Genomic DNA, 17,096 nt, shown 5'->3' with positions numbered 1-17,096 from the left:
GGCGGCGCACTCGGTTCGTGCCCAGCGTCCCGCCCACGCCTGAAATCGGGTTGAGCGCGGGGTCGCCTCCACGGGACCCGCTCCGTCAAGTCACCCCGACGCCGTTCCAGGGCCGGACCGGCCCCCTCCTCTCCCCCGGCTCACCCCCCTTGCTGCGACCGCGCCTTGAACGCGGCCTTCCGCGCCTCCTTGGCCACCCGCTTGTCCGGATGCAGCCGTCCCATCGCCTCCAGCACATCCGCCGTCGCCGGATGTTCCACGCGCCAGGCCGCCTCGAAGAACCCGCCGTGCTGCTGTGCCAGCCCCTCCACCAGCCCGCGCAGCTCCGCCGAGTTACCCTCGGCCGCCAGTTGCGCGGCCACCGTGTCGATGGTCAGCCAGAACACCATCGCCTCGGACGGGGCCGGCACGTCGGGCGCGCCGTGCTCGCTGAGCCAGACGCGGGCGAGACCGCCCAGTTCGAGGTCGTCGAGGACTTCGCGCAGCGCGGGTCCGGCCTCGGCGCCGACGAGGGACAGGGCCTGCTGGCAGAGCAGCCGGCGCAGTGGCGCGCCGGCGTCGCCGCCCCGGGCTGCCGCAAGCAACTCCCGTGCCGCGGCGAGGGGTTCGCGGCGTGTCAGCCACTGTTCGGTCTCGGCCCGCGCGGCCGTCGCGGGGAAGGTCGCCGTGCCGTCGAGGAGCGCGTCCGCGCCCTTGTCTGCGAGGTCTCCGACGGCGGGCGCCTCGAAGCCGGACTCCAGCAGCCGGGCCCGTACGCCGTACAGGCCGAGCGGGGTGAGCCGCACCATGCCGTAGCGGGAGACGTCGGTGTCGTCGCCCGTAGCCGCACCCGCGGCGGGGTCGTCGCTGTCCGCCATGAGCGCCTCGTCGACGGGCCAGTAGGCGACGAGCCCGACGGGTTCGAGCAGCCGGAACTGGTCGTCGAGGCGCATCATCGTGTCCGAGACCTGCTCCAGGACGTCGTTGGTGGGCTCGCCCATGTCGCTCGGTACGACGACGGACGCGGCGAGCGCCGGCAGCGGTACCGGACTGTCGGCGGCACCGTCGCCGACGCTCAGCAGGTAGAGGTTGGCGAGCACCCCGTCGAGGAGGTCGGCCTCCGCCTCGGGATCCCAGTCCAGCTGGGAGAAGTCGACCTCGGTGCCCTCGTCCACGGCGTCGAGGAGATCGTCGAGGTCGGGCACGCTCGCGTCGGCGAGGACGGTCTCCAGCGCCCCGAGCCACACCGCGAGGACCTCGTGCGGGGACCCGGAGGTGAGCAGCGCCAGGTCCTCGCCCACCGTGACGGTGCCCTCCTCCTCGTCGACGACCTCGACGAGCCCGGTGTCCACGGCGACCCGCCATGCCTCAGCGGCGGACGCGAGCGCGTCCTCGACGCTCGCCTCAGCGGCACCCTCGCCCCCGATCAGCCCCAGCGCCTCCGCCGCCGCCGGCAGTTGCTCCTCGACGAGTTCGCCGCCGGCCTCCACCCGGGTGTCCGGTCCGGCCCAGCGGGCGAGCCGGGCGGCGTGGGAGACCAGCGGGGCGGCGAGCGCGTCCCGCGCCAACTCCGCTTCGGAGTGCAGTCGCACCGGCGGCAGGGGGGAGCTGTCTGACATTGGCTGTTTTCTCCTCAGGCGCCCGAATGGCCGTACGACGGCACCCGGATGCGCCCGGAGTCCGACGACGGCGTCTGACGACCGTACGGCGTTGCGTCGAAGGCCGTACGACCCAGCCGCTCAGCCTAGACGGATTTGGCAGCATGCCGCCCGGTTCATGAACCTGTCAGACGTGGTAGATGGCTGAAACCTTGACAAGTGGCCTGACCAGGCAGGAGATTGACGCGCGTAGAAGTCGAGGGGGCGCCGATTTACCGCATCCCCTCGTCGTCCGTCGTGTTCCATCGTGTTCACTGTTCTCCCAAGCCGGGCGTTCACTGCCGACCACCCGGTGCCGAACCTTCGGCGCGGAGCTTTCCGCACCGAGTGTTCACCGGATGTCTACGCGCGTCGCCAGCCGCCCGGCAGGTCGCGTTCCCCCACTGCACAACCCTTGTCACCTTCGTCCCGGCACCCATGTTTGTCCCCGGAGGGATCCCGTTGCCGAGCAAGTCTTCCGCGCGTCTCGCCGCGCTCACTGTCGCCGCCGTCTGTTCCACGGTCGCCACTCTGGTCGTGGTTCCGTCGGCCGCGCACGCCGACACCGTGCGCATTCATGACATCCAGGGCACCACGCGCCTCTCCCCGCTCGCCGGCGAGAAGGTCACGGACGTGGCGGGAATCGTCACCGGCGTCCGCACCTACGGTTCGTCGCGCGGTTTCTGGATCCAGGACACCGCTCCGGACGCCGATCCGGCCACCAGCGAGGGCGTCTTCGTCTTCACCAGCTCCAGGCCGGCCGTCGCGGTCGGCGACTCGGTCACCGTCACCGGCACGGTCTCGGAGTACGTGCCGGGTGGCGCGTCGTCCGGCAACCAGTCGGTGACGGAGATCGTCAAGCCGACGGTCACCGTCGTCTCCAGCGGCAACGCGGTCCCGGCCGCGACGGTCGTCGACGCCAGGTCCGTACCGGCCGCATACACCCCGGCCGGCGACAGCGCCGCGAGCGGCTCGGTGAACGCGCTGACGCTGCGGCCCAAGAAGTACGCCCTGGACTACTACGAGTCCCTTGAGGGCATGAACGTCCAGGTCAAGGACGCCCGCGTGGTCACCGCCACCGACCCGTACACCGAGCTGTGGGTCACGGTGAAGCCGCGCGAGAACGCCAACCGACGCGGCGGCACGGTGTACGGCGCGTACACCTCGCAGAACACGGGCCGGATCCAGATCCAGTCCCTGGGCGCGGTCGCCGACTTCCCGGCCGCGAACGTCGGCGACAGCCTGAAGGGCGCCACCACCGGCCCGCTGGACTACACCCGGTTCGGTGGCTACACCCTCGTCGCCAACGAGATCGGCACCCTGAAGCAGGGCGGCCTGGAACGCGAGACGACCCGCAAGCAGTCGCGGAGCGAGCTGGCGGTGGCGACGTACAACGTCGAGAACCTCGACCCGTCCGACGCCACGTTCGAGGAGCACGCCGCCGCGATCGTGAACAACCTGCAGTCGCCCGACATCCTGTCCCTGGAGGAGATCCAGGACAACAACGGCGCGACGAATGACGGTACGGTCGCCGCCGACCAGACGGTCGAGAAACTGATCGACGCGATCGTGGCGGCGGGCGGCCCGGCGTACGACTGGCGCTCGATCGACCCGGTCGACCTCACGGACGGCGGCCAGCCCGGCGGCAACATCCGTCAGGTGTTCCTGTTCAACCCGGCGCGGGTCTCCTTCACCGACCGCGCGGGCGGCGACGCCACGACGGCCGCCGGTGTCACCAGGGAGCGCGGCAAGGCGGCACTGACGGTCTCCCCGGGCCGAATAGACCCGTCCAACCCGGCCTGGGACAACAGCCGCAAGCCTCTCGTGGGCGAGTTCGTCTTCCGCGGCAAGACCGTCATCCTGATCGCCAACCACTTCGCCTCGAAGGGAGGCGACCAGAGCCTGCACGCGCAGTACCAGCCGCCGACGCGCAGTTCGGAGACCGAGCGTCACCTCCAGGCGACTTCGGTGAACGGGTTCGTCAAGGACATCCTGAAGGTCCAGAAGAACGCGCACGTGGTCACACTCGGCGACATCAACGACTTCGAGTTCTCCGACACCACCAAGCTGCTGGAGAGCGGCGGCGCGCTGTGGTCGGCGATCAAGTCGCTGCCGAAGAGCGAGCGTTACACCTACGACTACCAGGGCAACAGCCAGGTCCTGGACCAGATCCTGGTCAGCCCGTCGATCAGCCGGGGCTGCGACTTCGACTACGACTCCGTGCACATCAACGCGGAGTTCAACGACCAGATCAGCGACCACGACCCGCAGGTGCTGCGCTTCAAGCCGTAACTCCCTCTAAATCAGGGCTGGATCAGGGCTGGCTGAACACACCGTTCAGCCAGCCCTGCCAGGCGGCTTCGCACTCCTTGATGTCGGCGCCCGGCGTGAAGTCGTGCAGGGAGATGCCGACCGGATAGCCCCAGTGGTTGCGCCCGAAGACGCGGGTCAGGCCCCTGTCCGTGCGCAGCCCGATGAAGTACGGGTCGCGGAAGTCGACCACGGCGTCGAACTCGTCCGGCCCCCGGACCGTCACCCGCGCACCGGCGGAGACGTCCTCCCCGACACCGAGCGCCCGTCCGACGACGGCGAGAGCGTCTGCGGCCTTGGACGCCTCGGGCCCGTCGAAGGTCGCGAAGGCGGCCGGCCGGGGCGCGAAGTGGGTGAGGTACTCGCGCAGGGTGTGCAGATAGAAGTCGGTGTGCCTGGCGGCGCCGTCGTACTGGTTGTCCCAGTCGTCGACGAAGATGCCGCTGTGCACGTAACGCACCCAGGCCCGGCGGCCCTCGTCACGCGGTTCGACGGTGTAGTCGAGCTGGTTGACGGTCTGCTCGGCGATGCCCTCGACGTCCTCGACGCGGTTGGTGTAGCGGTGCGGCGGGTTCCAGGCGGTGACCGTGGACCCGAAGGGGCCCTTGCCGCCGACGCGGGGCTCCGGCGGCTCCATCGGCCACAGATACCCGCCGGTCCCGGTGGTGATCGCCTCCCACACCTCCTCAGGGCGGGCGTCGACCTCGAACTCACGCGCGATCTCGAATTCCCTGGACACGTCCTCGGACATGGTGCTCACTCCTGGATCTCTGCGACGTCCGCGGTGTCTGCGGTGTCTGCGGTGTCTGTCGCGCTCGAAGTCGCTTCGTCGGCCCGGGGCTTGACCGTCGGGTGCACGGCCACGACGATCCGGTGATCGCGCCCGCCCTCGGCATCGGGCGAGTCGTACTTGCGCACCAGCGCGCTGACGCCCGCCGTCAACTCCTCGATGAACGCGGCCCGGTCGGCGGCGGAAGCGAACCGCACCCCACCGTCGAGCGCATAGGTGGCGAGCCGCTTTCGGGCCCGGGTGGCGCCGGTGATCAGCGTGCCGACGTCCCGCACCAGCCGCGCCCCGACCGCCAGCAGCCAGCGCGCGGAGAGCTGGTCCCGGAAGCGGTCGGGATCGGGCTGCACGGCGGCCAGGGCGAGCGGTGAGATGACGTACGACGCGGCGGTCGCCCGCATCAGCCGCTCGGTGACATTGCCCTTGCGGCGCTCCCCGGCCAGCTCGACCAGGCCGTGCCGTTCCAGCGCCTTGAGGTGGTAGTTCACCTTCTGCCGGGGCAGTCCGACCTTGCCGGCCAGCATGGCGGCCGACGCGGGCCCGGCGGCCAGCTCGGCGAGCAGCCGGCCCCTTGTGGGGTCCAGCGAGACGGCGGCGGCCGCCGGGTCCTCGATCACGGTGACGTCCAGCATGGCTCCACTGTCTCACCGAACACTTTTCTTGTCCAGGGAAGAAAAGTAGTCGGCGAGGGAGTCCGGCGAGGTCCCGTCATTCAGGGACGAGCCCACGAGTTCGGACACCCTCGAACCCCACCTCACCTCAGCATCACTTACCAATACCAGGTAAGAGAATTAAGTAGAGCTTCACAGATGTCCCGCCGAGACTACTCGCATGACAACACCACCCGCTTCTCCCGCACACCCCGCCCCGCCCTTCGGCCGCGCCCTGTGCGCGATGGTCACCCCCTTCACCGCCGAAGGCGCCCTGGACCTCGGCGGCGCGCAGCGGCTCGCCGACCGGCTGGTGGCCGGGGGTTGCGACGGCCTCGTGCTCTCCGGCACGACGGGTGAGTCCCCGACCACGACGGACTCGGAGAAGTCGGCGCTGGTACGGGCGGTACGGGAGGCGGTCGGTGCGCGGGCGTCGATCGTGGCGGGCATCGGCACCGCGGACACCCGGCACTCCGTCGAGCTGGCCCTGGCGGCCGAAAAGGCGGGCGCGGACGCCCTGTTGGCGGTCGCGCCCTATTACAGCCGACCTCCGCAGGACGCGCTGGAGGCCCACTTCCGGGAGCTGGCGGACGCCTCCGGCCTGCCTCTCGCGCTGTACGACATCCCGGGCCGCACCGGCGTCCGGATCGAGCCGGAGACGATGATCCGGCTGGCCGGTCACCCGAGAATCGTCGCCGTGAAGGACTGCGCATACGACCTGATGGGCACTCAGAAGGTACTGGCCCGGACCGGCTTGGCGTACTACACGGGCTGCGACGAATACGTGCTGGCGCTGTACGCGCTGGGCGGCACCGGCTACATGAGCACCGTCGCCAATGTGATTCCCCGTCAGTTCCGTGCCGTCATCGACGCGTTCGACGCGGGAGAAAGCACCGAGGCCGCCCGCTGCCAGCGGCGGACGCTTCAGCTCACCGAGTTGATGATGGCGTCGGGGCTGCCCGGCGCGGTGACGGCCAAGGCCCTGCTCGGCGCGCTCGGCCTGCCCTCGGGTCCGGTACGGGCGCCGCTGCGACCGGCCGACCGGGAGTCGACGGACGGACTGCTGGCGGCGTACGAGGAGTTGACCATGTAGCCGCCCCACCGGAGACCGCGGACCGGGAACCGGATAGGGCCGGGGTCCGTACCGTCGCTTCGGTGCGCGCGGTACGGACCCCGGCCCTTCCTGTTCTGAACCGCAGATCAGTCCCAGCGATGCCCGTCGCCGAACAGCAGGAAGTGCTCCAGCACGTCCTCCATCGGATCGTCGACCTGGCCGATGTTGACCAGGCCGACCCGGGGACCGTTGTGCGAGCCCGTGTTGGTCTCGTCCGCGTACGCCGTCCCCGCGGGGATCCCGCAGACCACCGCTGCGGAGACCGCCCCCGTCAGCCAACGCGCCACGATCCTCGACCGCTCGTCCGTCATTGCTCCACCCCTCGTCCTGTGCTTCTGCTCGGGCAGTTGATCGGACCCTGTGTCCACCCGTTCATCTGCCTGAAGCCCGGCGAGGTCACGCGGAGCAACCCGTACGTGATCTTGGGCGCCGACGCCGGCACCCGTACGGGTACGTCAGTTGTGGCTGTGCAGGATGTCGTTCAGACCGCCCCAGACCGCGTTGTTCGGGCGGGCCTCGACCCTGCCCGTGACCGAGTTGCGGCGGAAGAGGATGTGGGAGGCGCCGGAGAGTTCGCGGGCCTTGACGATCTGTCCGTCAGGCATGGTGACGAGGGTGCCGGCGGTGACGTACAGCCCGGCCTCGACCACGCACTCGTCGCCGAGCGCGATCCCCACGCCGGCCTCGGCGCCGATCAGGCAGCGCTCGCCGATGGTGATACGGACCTGGCCGCCACCGGACAGCGTGCCCATCGTCGAGGCACCGCCGCCGATGTCGGAACCGTCGCCGACCACGACACCGGCGGAGATACGGCCCTCGACCATCGACGTACCGAGCGTGCCCGCGTTGAAGTTGACGAAGCCCTCGTGCATGACGGTGGTGCCCTCGGCGAGGTGCGCGCCGAGGCGCACCCGGTCGGCGTCGGCGATGCGGACGCCCTTGGGGGCCACGTAGTCGGTCATACGGGGGAACTTGTCGATGGAGGTGACCTGGAGGTGCAGGCCCTCGGCGCGGGCGTTGAGCCGCACCTTCTCGACGTCGTCCACGGCGACCGGGCCGAGCGAGGTCCAGGCGACGTTGGCGAGGTGGGCGAAGATACCGTCCAGGCTCTGGCCGTGCGGCTGCACCAGCCGGTGTGAGAGCAGGTGGAGGCGGAGGTAGACGTCGTGCGTGTCCAGCGGCTTGTCGTCGAGGGAGGCGATGACCGTCCGGACCGCGACCACCTCGACACCGCGGCGCGCGTCCGGCCCGACCGCCTTCGCCGCACCCTCGCCGAGTACCTCGACGGCCCGCTCGACGGACAGCCGCTCGGTACCGGCGGGGCCGGGCTCGGCGGACAGTTCGGGGGCGGGGAACCAGGTGTCGAGAACGGTGCCGTCGGCGGCGACGGTGGCAAGCCCGGCGGCCACGGCGCCGGTGGTGCGGGAAGCAGTCGTGTCGGTCATGGAGAAAACCTAACTTGAGGGAGCCCGCCCGGGCGAACCGGTACGGAGCGGATCTCAAGGACCGGGCAGAGGCCCCCCGACACTGCGGTGACCGCCCACTGGGACTGTCACCCCCAGCCCCCCGCTGTCGGCCTGAACAGCCTCGCCCCCCGTCGCCGGACGGGCCGAAGATGCGGGCCGGCGCTGAAAGTGCCCGAGGGGCGCTGGACATGTCTGCGCCGCCCGGGAAGATCCAGCCCCTCGGGGGACCCTCCTCTGCGGGAGTTCGAGGAGCAGGGCTTCGGGGGCAGAGAGGCCGCCCCCGAGGACGGGACGGGTAGGGACTGCGGGGGCGAGAACCACGACCCACGCTGTACCCACGTCAGCCCTTCAACACCCGCCCGAACACCTCCCGGGCAAACTCCTCCTCGTACGCACCCCCCGTAAGCAGCACCTGCAGACACATCCCGTCCATCACCGCCACCAGCGCCCGAGCCGTCAACGCATCCGTCCGCCCCACCAGCAACTCCACAACCCCCTCCGCCCACTCAGCCGCAACAGGCCGCAACGCCGGCCGCCGAACCGCCGCCAGATACAACTCGCACTCCAGCTCGACCCCCGCCCGATCCCCCGAGAGCCACTCCCCCAGCAACCCGGCAAGCTCCCCCGCCAGATCGACCCGGTCGTCCCGCAGCCCACCCCTCGCGGCCACCACCTTCGCGAACCCCTCGTTCGCCTGCCTCAGCGCGGCGACCAGAAGCTCGTCCAGCGTTCTGAAGTGATACGTCGTGGAACCCAGCGGCACATCCGCCTCAGCGGCGACCGATCGATGGCTGAGCCCGGCGATCCCCCTCTCCCCCACCACCCGGATCGCCGCGTCGATGATCCGCTGGCGCCGCTCGGGGTCGTACCGCCGCCCCATCAGTGCGCACCGCCCATGTTGAGCACGACGACCCCGCAGATGATGAGCACGATCCCGGCGACCTTGGCCGCGTTCACGCCCTCCCCGAGGAACACCGCGCCGATCGTCGCGACGGCCGCGGTCCCGATCCCCGACCAGATCGCGTACGCCGTACCGACGGACACCGTCTTCAGCGTCTGTGCGAGCAGCGCGAACGCGACGGCGTAGCCCAGTCCGGTCAGCACGGAAGGCCACAGCCTGCTGAAACCGTCGCTGTACTTCATGGCGGTCGTGGCGCCCACCTCGGCGGCGATGGCTCCGACCAGCAGCAGATATCCCATGTGTACAAGTGTACGCATCGATACGTACACTCGTACACAGCGGCCACCCAAAACCACCCCCACTGCGCACCAGGCCACCAACTCCCCCAGCACTCGGTCTCATTGAGGAAACAACCCTTCTCACGGCACTGGACGTCACCTAGCCTCGCGTCCATTACTGTTTCAACCACTCGTTCACACGTTCGCCACAGGCGACGCCGGAGGAACAGCGCATGACAGAAGAAAAGCCCCGGCCCATCCCAACTCAACCGTGGGAGAACGGCTGGGCCCCGGACGCCTCACGCGTGCCCGGGACGCGGCGGCTCTGGATGGCGGGCACCCTGGCCCTGTCGGTCGTGGCCGCCTGTGTGACCGCGATCATCATCACGGAGCGGCAGGCCGAGGAGCCGGTCCCGGTGGCGAAGGCCCCCGTGCCGTCGCCCGGCTCGACGTATCCCGGTCTCCTCACCTTCGCCTCCCCGACGGCGTCCGCGGCCACGCCCCCGAGCGGGAAGAGCGGCCTGTCGTCGGCGCAGCCGAGCGCACCGGCCGCCACGACCCCCGCACCCGCCGCCCCGGACGCCAAGGGCTCCGCCTCCGCTCCCGTCTCGGAGGGCCCCGAGAAGCCCGCCGCTTCCCCGTCCCCCAGCAAGTCCTCGGCCGCTCCCACGGCGCCGGACTCCTCCCTCCTGAGGTCCGTCGAGTCGGCCAACTACCCCGGTCGCTACTGGCACGTGTCAGACGGCCTGGTGAAGCTCGATCAGGTCCGCGGCCCGGAGTCCCGCGAGGACTCCACCTTCAGTGTCGTCAAGGGGCTGTCCAACAGCTCGTGTTACTCGTTCAAGACACACGACGGCAAGTACCTGCGCCACCGCAACTTCATCCTGCGCGCCGACCGCAACGACGGCTCCTCGCTGTTCAAGCAGGACGCCACCTTCTGTGGCGGGTACTCGGGGTATACGGGCGCGGCGGTGCTGCAGTCGGTGAACTACCCCAACCACGCGCTGCGCCACAAGAACTTCCAGCTGCGTCTGGACCCGTACGGCTACAACACGACCAACCGGGAGGACTTCTCCTTCCGCGTGGTGGCCCCACTCGCCTGAGACGCACACGAAGGCGGCGGCACCCTGCTCGGGTGCCGCCGCCTTCGTGTGCGGTGTTGTGTTGGTTCGAGTGGCTCTCAGACGTTGAACCCGAGCGCCCGGAGCTGGTCCCGCCCGTCGTCCGTGATCTTGTCCGGGCCCCACGGCGGCATCCACACCCAGTTGATGCGCAGTTCGTTGACGAGGCCGTCCGTGGCGGACTTGGCCTGGTCCTCGATGACATCCGTGAGCGGGCAGGCCGCCGACGTCAGGGTCATGTCGATCGTCGCGATGTTCGCGTCGTCGATGTGGATGCCGTAGATCAAACCGAGGTTCACGACGTCGATGCCCAGTTCCGGGTCGACGACGTCGTACAGCGCCTCGCGGACCTCGTCCTCCGAGGCCGGCTTCATCTCGATGGTCTCGCTCATGCCGTCTTCCTTTCGGCGGCGTCCGAGCCCAGTGCCTGGGCCGTCGCGTCCTTCCACGCCATCCAGCTCAGCAGCGCGCACTTCACCCGGGCCGGATACTTGGAGACACCGGCGAACGCGACCGCGTCCTCCAGTACCTCCTCCATCGCGTCGTCCGGTTCGATCTTGCCCTTGGACTGCATAAGCTCCAGGAAGGTCTCCTGGATCCTCTGCGCCTCGGACAGCTCCTTGCCGACCAGGAGCTCGTTCAGCACGGAGGCCGAGGCCTGGCTGATCGAGCAGCCCTGACCCTCGTACGAGACATCGCTGACCGTCGTGCCGTCGTACTTCACGCGCAGGGTGATCTCGTCGCCGCACGTCGGGTTGACGTGGTGCACCTCGGCGTCGCCGTCCCGAAGACCGCGCCCGTGCGGGTGCTTGTAGTGGTCCAGGATGACTTCCTGGTACATCGAATCCAGTTTCACACCCATCAACCTCGCGTCTCTACCAAGGCTCGCACCACGTGCTTTTCCGGCCGGGGGTCCGGGGGCTGTCCCCCGGGAAAACACAGCACGACTCAGCCAGCTCCTCAGCCGAAGAAGTTCCGTACGTGCTCCAGTCCGTCGACCAGAGCATCGATCTCGGCCGGCGTGGAGTACAGATAGAACGACGCTCGCGTGGTCGCAGGAATTCCGTAGCGCAGGCAGACCGGCCGGGCGCAGTGGTGGCCCACGCGGACCGCGATGCCCTGCTCGTCGAGCACCTGGCCCACGTCGTGCGGGTGGATGTCGCCGAGCGTGAAGGAGATCGCCGCGCCCCGGTCCTCGGCCGTGGCCGGGCCGATGATCCGCAGGTCGGGGACCTCCCCGAGCCGCTTCACCGCGTACTCGGTGAGCGCGTGCTCATGGGCGAGGATCTTGTCCATGCCGATGGCCGACAGATAGTCGATCGCCGCGCCGAGGCCGACCGCCTGCGCGATCGGCGGAGTGCCCGCCTCGAACTTGTGCGGGGCGGGAGCATAGGTCGACGAGTGCATCGACACGGTCTCGATCATCTCGCCGCCGCCCAGGAACGGCGGGAGATCCTCCAGCAGCTCCTGGCGTCCCCACAGCACCCCGATGCCGGTCGGGCCGCACATCTTGTGGCCGGTGAAGGCCACGAAGTCGGCCTGGAGGGCCTGGACGTCCATCGGCATGTGCGGGGCGGCCTGCGAGGCGTCGATCAGGACCAGGGCCCCGACCTCCTGCGCGCGGCGCACGATCTTCTCGACGGGGTTGACCGTGCCCAGGATGTTGGACACCAGCACGAAGGAGACGATCTTCGTCTTCTCCGTGATGACCTCGTCTATGTTCGAGAGGTCGAGGCGGCCGTCGTCGGTCAGGCCGAACCACTTCAGCTTCGCGCCGGTGCGCTGCGCGAGCAGCTGCCACGGCACGATGTTGGAGTGGTGCTCCATCTCCGTGATGACGATCTCGGTCTCGTGGTCGACGCGGTAGGGCTCGTCGGCCCAGCCCAGCATGTTGGCCACGAGGTTGAGCGACTCGGAGGCGTTCTTGGTGAAGATCACCTCGTCACGGCTGGGCGCGTTGATGAACGCGGCGACCTTGTCGCGCGCGCCCTCGTACAGCGCCGTGGCCTCCTCGGCGAGCACATGGATGCCACGGTGCACGTTGGCGTTGTGCTGCTCGTAGTACTCGGAGAGAGTGTCGATCACCTGGCGGGGCGTCTGGGAGGTCGCCGCGTTGTCCAGGTACACGAGCTTCTTGCCGTCGTGGAGGACCCGATCGAGGATCGGGAAGTCCTTGCGGATCGCCTCGTCAAGTAGTTGAGATGTATCCGTGAGGAGGCCAGGCAGCTGTGTCACGCGGATACGCCACCCTTCGTGGTGTAAGCCTCGTAGCCCTCGTTCTCCAGCTTGTCGGCGAGTTCGGCGCCGCCGGACTCGGCGATCCGGCCGTCGGAGAAAACGTGGACGAAGTCGGGCTTGATGTAGCGCAGGATGCGCGTGTAGTGCGTGATCAGCAGGGTGCCGACCTCGCCGCTCTCGCGGACGCGGTTGACGCCCTCGGAGACGATGCGCAGGGCGTCGACGTCCAGACCGGAGTCCGTCTCGTCGAGGATCGCGATCTTGGGCTTGAGCAGCTCCAGCTGGAGGATCTCGTGGCGCTTCTTCTCGCCGCCGGAGAAGCCCTCGTTGACGTTGCGCTCGGCGAAGGAGGGGTCCATGTGGAGGCGCTGCATGGTCTCCTTGACCTCCTTCACCCAGGTGCGCAGCTTCGGCGCCTCACCGCGGATGGCGGTGGCGGACGTACGAAGGAAGTTGGAGACGGAGACGCCGGGGATCTCGACCGGGTACTGCATCGCCAGGAACAGGCCCGCGCGGGCGCGCTCGTCGACGGACATCTCCAGGACGTCCTCGCCGTCCAGCAGCACGGTGCCGCGGGTGATCGTGTACTTCGGGTGACCCGCGAGCGAGTAGGCGAGGGTCGACTTGCCGGAGCCGTTGGGGCCCATGATGGCGTGCGTCTCGCCCTGCTTCACGGTCAGGTCGACACCCTTGAGGATCTCCTTCGTGGCGTTGTCGGCCTCGACGGTGACGTGCAGGTCTCGGATTTCAAGCGTTGCCATGGGTGCCTCAGGACTCCTGGGTGAGGGAGACGAGCACATCGTCCCCTTCGATCTTTACGGGGTATACGGGGACGGGGCGCGTCGCGGGAAGGCCGGACGGCTTGCCGGTGCGGAGGTCGAAGCTGGAGCCGTGCAGCCAGCACTCGATCTGGCAGTCCTCCACCTCGCCCTCGGAGAGTGAGACGTTCGCGTGCGAGCAGATGTCGTTGATCGCGAACACCTCCCCCTCGGTACGGACGACCGAGACCGGCGTGCCGCCGAGTTCCACCCGCTTCGGGGTGTCCTCGTCCAGCTCGCTCAGCCCGCAGGCGCGTACGAACGTCGGAGAGACAGTCATCAGACCGACCCCTCCAGCTCCTCGTCGATCTTCGTGAGAAGACGCTGCTCGATGTCGTCGACGCCGATCTGCTGGACCAGTTCGGCGAAGAAGCCGCGGACGACCAGTCGGCGGGCCTCGTCGGCCGGGATGCCGCGGGCCATCAGATAGAACAGCTGCTCGTCGTCGAACCGCCCGGTGGCACTGGCGTGCCCGGCGCCGACGATCTCACCGGTCTCGATCTCGAGGTTCGGTACGGAGTCCACGCGGGCGCCGTCCGTGAGAACCAGGTTGCGGTTCAGCTCGTACGTGTCGGTGCCCTCGGCCTTGGCCTCGATCAGCACGTCGCCGATCCACACCGCGTGGGCGCCCTCGCCCTGGAGCGCACCCTTGTAGGCCACGTTCGACTTGCAGTGCGGGGTGTTGTGGTCGACCAGGAGGCGGTGCTCCTGGTGCTGGCCGGCATCCGTGAAGTACAGGCCGAACAGCTCGGCCTCGCCACCGGGGCCCGCGTACGCGACGCGCGGGTGGAGGCGTACGAGGTCGCCGCCGAAGGTGACCACGAAGGACTTGAAGGTGGCGTCGCGGCCGATCAGCGCGTTGTGCTGGGCGACGTGCACGGCCTGGTCGTCCCAGTCCTGGACGGAGATGACGGTGAGCTTGGCGCCGTCGCCCAGGACGTACTCGACGTTGGCGGCGAGCACGGCGTCACCGGTGTGGTCGATGACGACGACGGCTTCGGCGAAGGCGCCCAGCTCGATGATCTGGTGGCCGTAGGCCACACCGCCCTCGCCGTGGACGGCGACACGGATCGGCTCGGTGAGGACCGTCTCCTTGGGGACGGTGATCACACCGGCCACCTCGAAGGCGGTGTACGCCTGGGCGGCGACACGGTCCACGGGGGTGCCGGCGCGGCCGAGGCGCGCGTCGTCACGGCCGACGGCCTCGACGGTGACGCCCTCGGGTGCCTGGACGTCCACCTTCACACCGGTGCCGGTGGCGACGGCGGTGCCGTCGTGCAGCCCGCGCAGGCGCTCCAGCGGGGTGAACCGCCATTCCTCCTCGCGGCCGTGCGGGACCGGGAAGTCCGCCACGTCGAAGGAGGGGGGCGCACTCATGCGTGTGGCGACGGTCGACTCGGCCGCGGCCGCGACCGCGATCGAGCCGGCGGTGGTGGAACCCACCGGGATGTTCTGAGCCTCAGCCATGGCTGTCGGTCTGCTCTCTTTCCTGCGTAAGGGGCTTGATGGGACGGCGACCGGCGATCAGCCGACCGAGCCTTCCATCTGGAGCTCGATCAGCCGGTTGAGCTCAAGGGCGTACTCCATGGGCAGTTCCTTGGCGATCGGCTCGACGAAGCCGCGCACGATCATCGCCATCGCCTCGAACTCGGACAGACCGCGGCTCATCAGGTAGAAGAGCTGGTCGTCGGAGACCTTGGAGACGGTCGCCTCGTGCCCCATGGACACGTCGTCCTCGCGGACGTCGACGTACGGGTACGTGTCGGAGCGGGAGATGGTGTCCACCAGCAGCGCGTCGCACAGCACGTTGGACTTGGAGCCGTGGGCGCCCTCGCCGATCTCGACGAGACCCCGGTAGGACGTACGGCCGCCACCGCGCGCCACGGACTTCGACACGATGTTGGAGGAGGTGTTCGGCGCCATGTGGACCATCTTGGAGCCGGCGTCCTGGTGCTGGCCCTCGCCCGCGAAGGCGATGGAGAGGGTCTCGCCCTTGGCGTGCTCGCCCATCAGGTAGACGGCCGGGTACTTCATCGTCACCTTGGAGCCGATGTTGCCGTCGATCCACTCCATGGTCGCGCCCTCGTACGCCACGGCGCGCTTGGTGACCAGGTTGTAGACGTTGTTCGACCAGTTCTGGATGGTCGTGTAGCGGCAGCGGGCGTTCTTCTTGACGATGATCTCGACGACCGCGCTGTGCAGGGAGTCCGACTTGTAGATCGGCGCCGTGCAGCCCTCGACGTAGTGCACGTAGGCACCCTCGTCGACGATGATCAGGGTCCGCTCGAACTGGCCCATGTTCTCCGTGTTGATACGGAAGTAGGCCTGGAGCGGGATCTCGACCTGCACGCCCTTCGGCACGTAGATGAAGGAGCCACCCGACCACACCGCCGAGTTCAGCGACGCGAACTTGTTGTCGCCGACCGGGATGACGGTCCCGAAGTACTCCTTGAAGAGCTCCGGGTGCTCCTTCAGCGCGGTGTCGGTGTCGAGGAAGATGACGCCCTGCTCCTCCAGGTCCTCACGGATCTGGTGGTAGACGACCTCGGACTCGTACTGAGCCGCGACACCGGCGACGAGGCGCTGCTTCTCCGCCTCGGGGATGCCGAGCCTGTCGTACGTGTTCTTGATGTCCTCGGGCAGGTCCTCCCAGGACTCCGCCTGCTTCTCCGTGGAACGCACGAAGTACTTGATGTTGTCGAAGTCGATCCCCGACAGGTCCGAGCCCCAGTTGGGCATGGGCTTCTTGTCGAAGAGGCGCAGGCCCTTGAGACGCAGCCTGGTCATCCACTCCGGCTCGGACTTCTTCGCCGAGATGTCTCGGACGACGTCCTCGCTGATGCCGCGCCTGGCGGAGGCACCGGCCACGTCGGAGTCGGCCCAGCCGTATTCGTACGTGCCCAGACCCTCGAGCTCGGGGTGGGCAGTCTCCTCGATGGGGAGCGTCATGCTGGGTTCCTCCCGGCGGTACTTGCAGATGCTTTATGGGTGGCGGTGGACAACTGTGGAGCGGGTGGAGGCGAGGCGTGCGAGGCCTTGGGGATGAACGTCGTGCACACACCGTCGCCGTGGGCGATGGTCGCGAGCCGCTGGACATGTGTGCCGAGCAGCTGGGAGAAGATCTCGGTTTCCGCCTCGCATAGCTGCGGGAACTTTTCCGCGACGTGGACCACCGGGCAGTGGTGCTGGCAGAGCTGCTCTCCGACCGGTGCGCTACGCGCCGTAGCAGCGTACCCGTCCGCGCTCAGGGCCTTGGCCAGGGCTTCGGCGCGCTCCTCGGGGCCTGCGGCCTCGACCGCCTCGCGGTAGTTCGCGGCCTGTTCGGCGAACCGGGCACGCGCGAAGGTGAGAACCGCCTCGTCGCCGCCCTCGCGCGCGGCGATCCAGCGCAGCGCGTCCATCGCGAGCTTGTCGTAGGACTGGTCGAAGGCGTCGCGCCCGCAGTCGGTGAGCGCGAAGGCCTTGGCCGGCCGGCCACGGGTACGGGCGCCGTAGACCCGCTGCTCACGCGGTTGTACGACGTCGTCGGCCACCAGCGCGTCCAGGTGACGCCGTACGGCCGCATGGGTCAGGCCCAGTCGACCGGCGAGCTCGGCGACGGTCGACGGACCGTGGTCCAGGATGGACCGAACGACCCGGTTGCGCGTCGAGCGCTCACCGGTCGTGAACTCCTCCTGGGGGGCGCCCATGGGAGCCTCCCGATCCTCGCCGACGTTTTTCACAACACCATTGTTGCGTAATTCCTCAGAGCGCGGCAACCCGCGTCCGGCCCACTCGATGGTGCCCTGCATCACTTA

Annotated in this window: 18 protein-coding genes; 3 read left to right on the top strand and 15 right to left on the bottom strand. The window is 68.9% G+C overall.

What is annotated here, in order from left to right; translation table 11 throughout:
- Positions 1-140: 140 nt before the first annotated feature.
- On the bottom strand, positions 141-1,598 hold the full coding sequence (locus RB628_RS18060; RefSeq protein ID WP_318321488.1) for a hypothetical protein: 1,458 nt from the start codon (positions 1,596-1,598) through the stop codon (positions 141-143).
- A gap of 480 nt (positions 1,599-2,078) precedes the next feature.
- Here RB628_RS18060 and RB628_RS18055 point away from each other — a divergent pair, with 480 nt between their 5' ends.
- Positions 2,079-3,908 carry an endonuclease/exonuclease/phosphatase family protein gene (locus tag RB628_RS18055; protein WP_318321487.1) on the top strand — a complete coding sequence of 610 codons (1,830 nt, stop codon included), beginning with the start codon at positions 2,079-2,081 and terminating at the stop codon, positions 3,906-3,908.
- 22 nt (positions 3,909-3,930) lie between these two features.
- On the opposite strand, the gene RB628_RS18050 is transcribed toward RB628_RS18055, so the two are convergent.
- Both RB628_RS18050 and RB628_RS18045 read right to left on the bottom strand, forming a co-directional pair.
- Positions 3,931-4,665, bottom strand: a complete 735-nt coding sequence (locus RB628_RS18050; protein WP_318321523.1) for an SRPBCC domain-containing protein — start codon at positions 4,663-4,665, stop codon at positions 3,931-3,933.
- 17 nt (positions 4,666-4,682) lie between these two features.
- Complete coding sequence (locus RB628_RS18045) at positions 4,683-5,345, bottom strand: winged helix-turn-helix domain-containing protein (protein WP_318321486.1); 663 nt, start codon at positions 5,343-5,345, stop codon at positions 4,683-4,685.
- A gap of 199 nt (positions 5,346-5,544) precedes the next feature.
- Between RB628_RS18045 and dapA the strand changes: the two genes are divergently transcribed.
- Positions 5,545-6,456 (top strand): 4-hydroxy-tetrahydrodipicolinate synthase, encoded by a 912-nt coding sequence (gene dapA / locus RB628_RS18040; RefSeq protein ID WP_318321485.1) that lies wholly within the window; start codon positions 5,545-5,547, stop codon positions 6,454-6,456.
- Positions 6,457-6,563: 107 nt separating this feature from the next.
- Here dapA and RB628_RS18035 read toward each other — a convergent pair whose 3' ends face one another.
- The 4 genes from RB628_RS18035 to RB628_RS18020 form a co-directional block, all read right to left on the bottom strand.
- Complete coding sequence (locus RB628_RS18035) at positions 6,564-6,788, bottom strand: hypothetical protein (protein WP_318321484.1); 225 nt, start codon at positions 6,786-6,788, stop codon at positions 6,564-6,566.
- A gap of 144 nt (positions 6,789-6,932) precedes the next feature.
- Positions 6,933-7,922: a 2,3,4,5-tetrahydropyridine-2,6-dicarboxylate N-succinyltransferase gene (gene dapD / locus RB628_RS18030; RefSeq protein WP_318321483.1), complete on the bottom strand. Its 990-nt coding sequence runs from the start codon at positions 7,920-7,922 to the stop codon at positions 6,933-6,935.
- A gap of 361 nt (positions 7,923-8,283) precedes the next feature.
- On the bottom strand, positions 8,284-8,823 hold the full coding sequence (locus RB628_RS18025; protein ID WP_318321482.1) for a TetR/AcrR family transcriptional regulator: 540 nt from the start codon (positions 8,821-8,823) through the stop codon (positions 8,284-8,286).
- Entirely contained in the window at positions 8,823-9,143 is a 321-nt protein-coding gene (locus RB628_RS18020) for a multidrug efflux SMR transporter (protein WP_318321481.1), read from the bottom strand. The genes RB628_RS18025 and RB628_RS18020 overlap by 1 nt, the downstream gene beginning before the upstream one ends.
- 212 nt (positions 9,144-9,355) lie before the next feature.
- On the opposite strand from RB628_RS18020, the gene RB628_RS18015 reads away from it, so the two are divergent.
- Positions 9,356-10,225 carry an AbfB domain-containing protein gene (locus tag RB628_RS18015; RefSeq protein ID WP_318321480.1) on the top strand — a complete coding sequence of 290 codons (870 nt, stop codon included), beginning with the start codon at positions 9,356-9,358 and terminating at the stop codon, positions 10,223-10,225.
- Between the two features lie 77 nt (positions 10,226-10,302).
- Here RB628_RS18015 and RB628_RS18010 read toward each other — a convergent pair whose 3' ends face one another.
- From RB628_RS18010 to RB628_RS17975, 8 genes are all read right to left on the bottom strand, one after another.
- Positions 10,303-10,635, bottom strand: a complete 333-nt coding sequence (locus RB628_RS18010; RefSeq protein ID WP_010352445.1) for a metal-sulfur cluster assembly factor — start codon at positions 10,633-10,635, stop codon at positions 10,303-10,305.
- Positions 10,632-11,099, bottom strand: coding sequence for a Fe-S cluster assembly sulfur transfer protein SufU (gene sufU, locus RB628_RS18005; protein WP_318321479.1), 468 nt, complete (start codon positions 11,097-11,099; stop codon positions 10,632-10,634). Before sufU ends, RB628_RS18010 begins: the two co-directional genes overlap by 4 nt.
- A gap of 104 nt (positions 11,100-11,203) precedes the next feature.
- Positions 11,204-12,478 carry a cysteine desulfurase gene (locus RB628_RS18000; RefSeq protein ID WP_318321478.1) on the bottom strand — a complete coding sequence of 425 codons (1,275 nt, stop codon included), beginning with the start codon at positions 12,476-12,478 and terminating at the stop codon, positions 11,204-11,206.
- A complete protein-coding gene (gene sufC / locus RB628_RS17995) occupies positions 12,475-13,242 on the bottom strand; it encodes a Fe-S cluster assembly ATPase SufC (protein ID WP_318321477.1) in 768 nt (255 codons plus the stop codon). Before sufC ends, RB628_RS18000 begins: the two co-directional genes overlap by 4 nt.
- 7 nt (positions 13,243-13,249) lie before the next feature.
- Positions 13,250-13,579 carry a non-heme iron oxygenase ferredoxin subunit gene (locus RB628_RS17990; RefSeq protein WP_318321476.1) on the bottom strand — a complete coding sequence of 110 codons (330 nt, stop codon included), beginning with the start codon at positions 13,577-13,579 and terminating at the stop codon, positions 13,250-13,252.
- Entirely contained in the window at positions 13,579-14,766 is a 1,188-nt protein-coding gene (gene sufD / locus RB628_RS17985) for a Fe-S cluster assembly protein SufD (RefSeq protein WP_318321475.1), read from the bottom strand. Before sufD ends, RB628_RS17990 begins: the two co-directional genes overlap by 1 nt.
- A 57-nt stretch (positions 14,767-14,823) precedes the next feature.
- Positions 14,824-16,248, bottom strand: coding sequence for a Fe-S cluster assembly protein SufB (gene sufB, locus RB628_RS17980; RefSeq protein ID WP_318321474.1), 1,425 nt, complete (start codon positions 16,246-16,248; stop codon positions 14,824-14,826).
- Positions 16,245-17,021 carry a metalloregulator ArsR/SmtB family transcription factor gene (locus RB628_RS17975; RefSeq protein WP_318321473.1) on the bottom strand — a complete coding sequence of 259 codons (777 nt, stop codon included), beginning with the start codon at positions 17,019-17,021 and terminating at the stop codon, positions 16,245-16,247. The genes sufB and RB628_RS17975 overlap by 4 nt, the downstream gene beginning before the upstream one ends.
- Positions 17,022-17,096: the final 75 nt, after the last annotated feature.

It is taken from the genome of Streptomyces sp. ADMS (assembly GCF_033441795.1).
Taxonomy (GTDB): Bacteria; Actinomycetota; Actinomycetes; order Streptomycetales; family Streptomycetaceae; genus Streptomyces.
The sequence above is the reverse complement of the archived record's forward strand: the minus strand, read 5'-3'. Positions and strand labels throughout refer to the sequence as shown.

Bases quoted from the DNA above. Each gene is read 5' to 3' on its own strand.
- RB628_RS18060 (WP_318321488.1), bottom strand. From the start codon at position 1,598: ATGTCAGACAGCTCCCCCCTGCCGCCGGTGCGACTGCACTCCGAAGCG.
- RB628_RS18010 (WP_010352445.1), bottom strand. From the start codon at position 10,635: ATGAGCGAGACCATCGAGATGAAGCCGGCCTCGGAGGACGAGGTCCGC.
- RB628_RS18025 (WP_318321482.1), bottom strand. From the start codon at position 8,823: ATGGGGCGGCGGTACGACCCCGAGCGGCGCCAGCGGATCATCGACGCG.
- sufD (WP_318321475.1), bottom strand. From the start codon at position 14,766: ATGGCTGAGGCTCAGAACATCCCGGTGGGTTCCACCACCGCCGGCTCG.
- RB628_RS18020 (WP_318321481.1), bottom strand. From the start codon at position 9,143: ATGGGATATCTGCTGCTGGTCGGAGCCATCGCCGCCGAGGTGGGCGCC.
- RB628_RS18035 (WP_318321484.1), bottom strand. From the start codon at position 6,788: ATGACGGACGAGCGGTCGAGGATCGTGGCGCGTTGGCTGACGGGGGCG.
- RB628_RS17990 (WP_318321476.1), bottom strand. From the start codon at position 13,579: ATGACTGTCTCTCCGACGTTCGTACGCGCCTGCGGGCTGAGCGAGCTG.
- dapD (WP_318321483.1), bottom strand. From the start codon at position 7,922: ATGACCGACACGACTGCTTCCCGCACCACCGGCGCCGTGGCCGCCGGG.
- sufB (WP_318321474.1), bottom strand. From the start codon at position 16,248: ATGACGCTCCCCATCGAGGAGACTGCCCACCCCGAGCTCGAGGGTCTG.
- sufC (WP_318321477.1), bottom strand. From the start codon at position 13,242: ATGGCAACGCTTGAAATCCGAGACCTGCACGTCACCGTCGAGGCCGAC.
- RB628_RS18045 (WP_318321486.1), bottom strand. From the start codon at position 5,345: ATGCTGGACGTCACCGTGATCGAGGACCCGGCGGCCGCCGCCGTCTCG.
- dapA (WP_318321485.1), top strand. From the start codon at position 5,545: ATGACAACACCACCCGCTTCTCCCGCACACCCCGCCCCGCCCTTCGGC.
- RB628_RS18015 (WP_318321480.1), top strand. From the start codon at position 9,356: ATGACAGAAGAAAAGCCCCGGCCCATCCCAACTCAACCGTGGGAGAAC.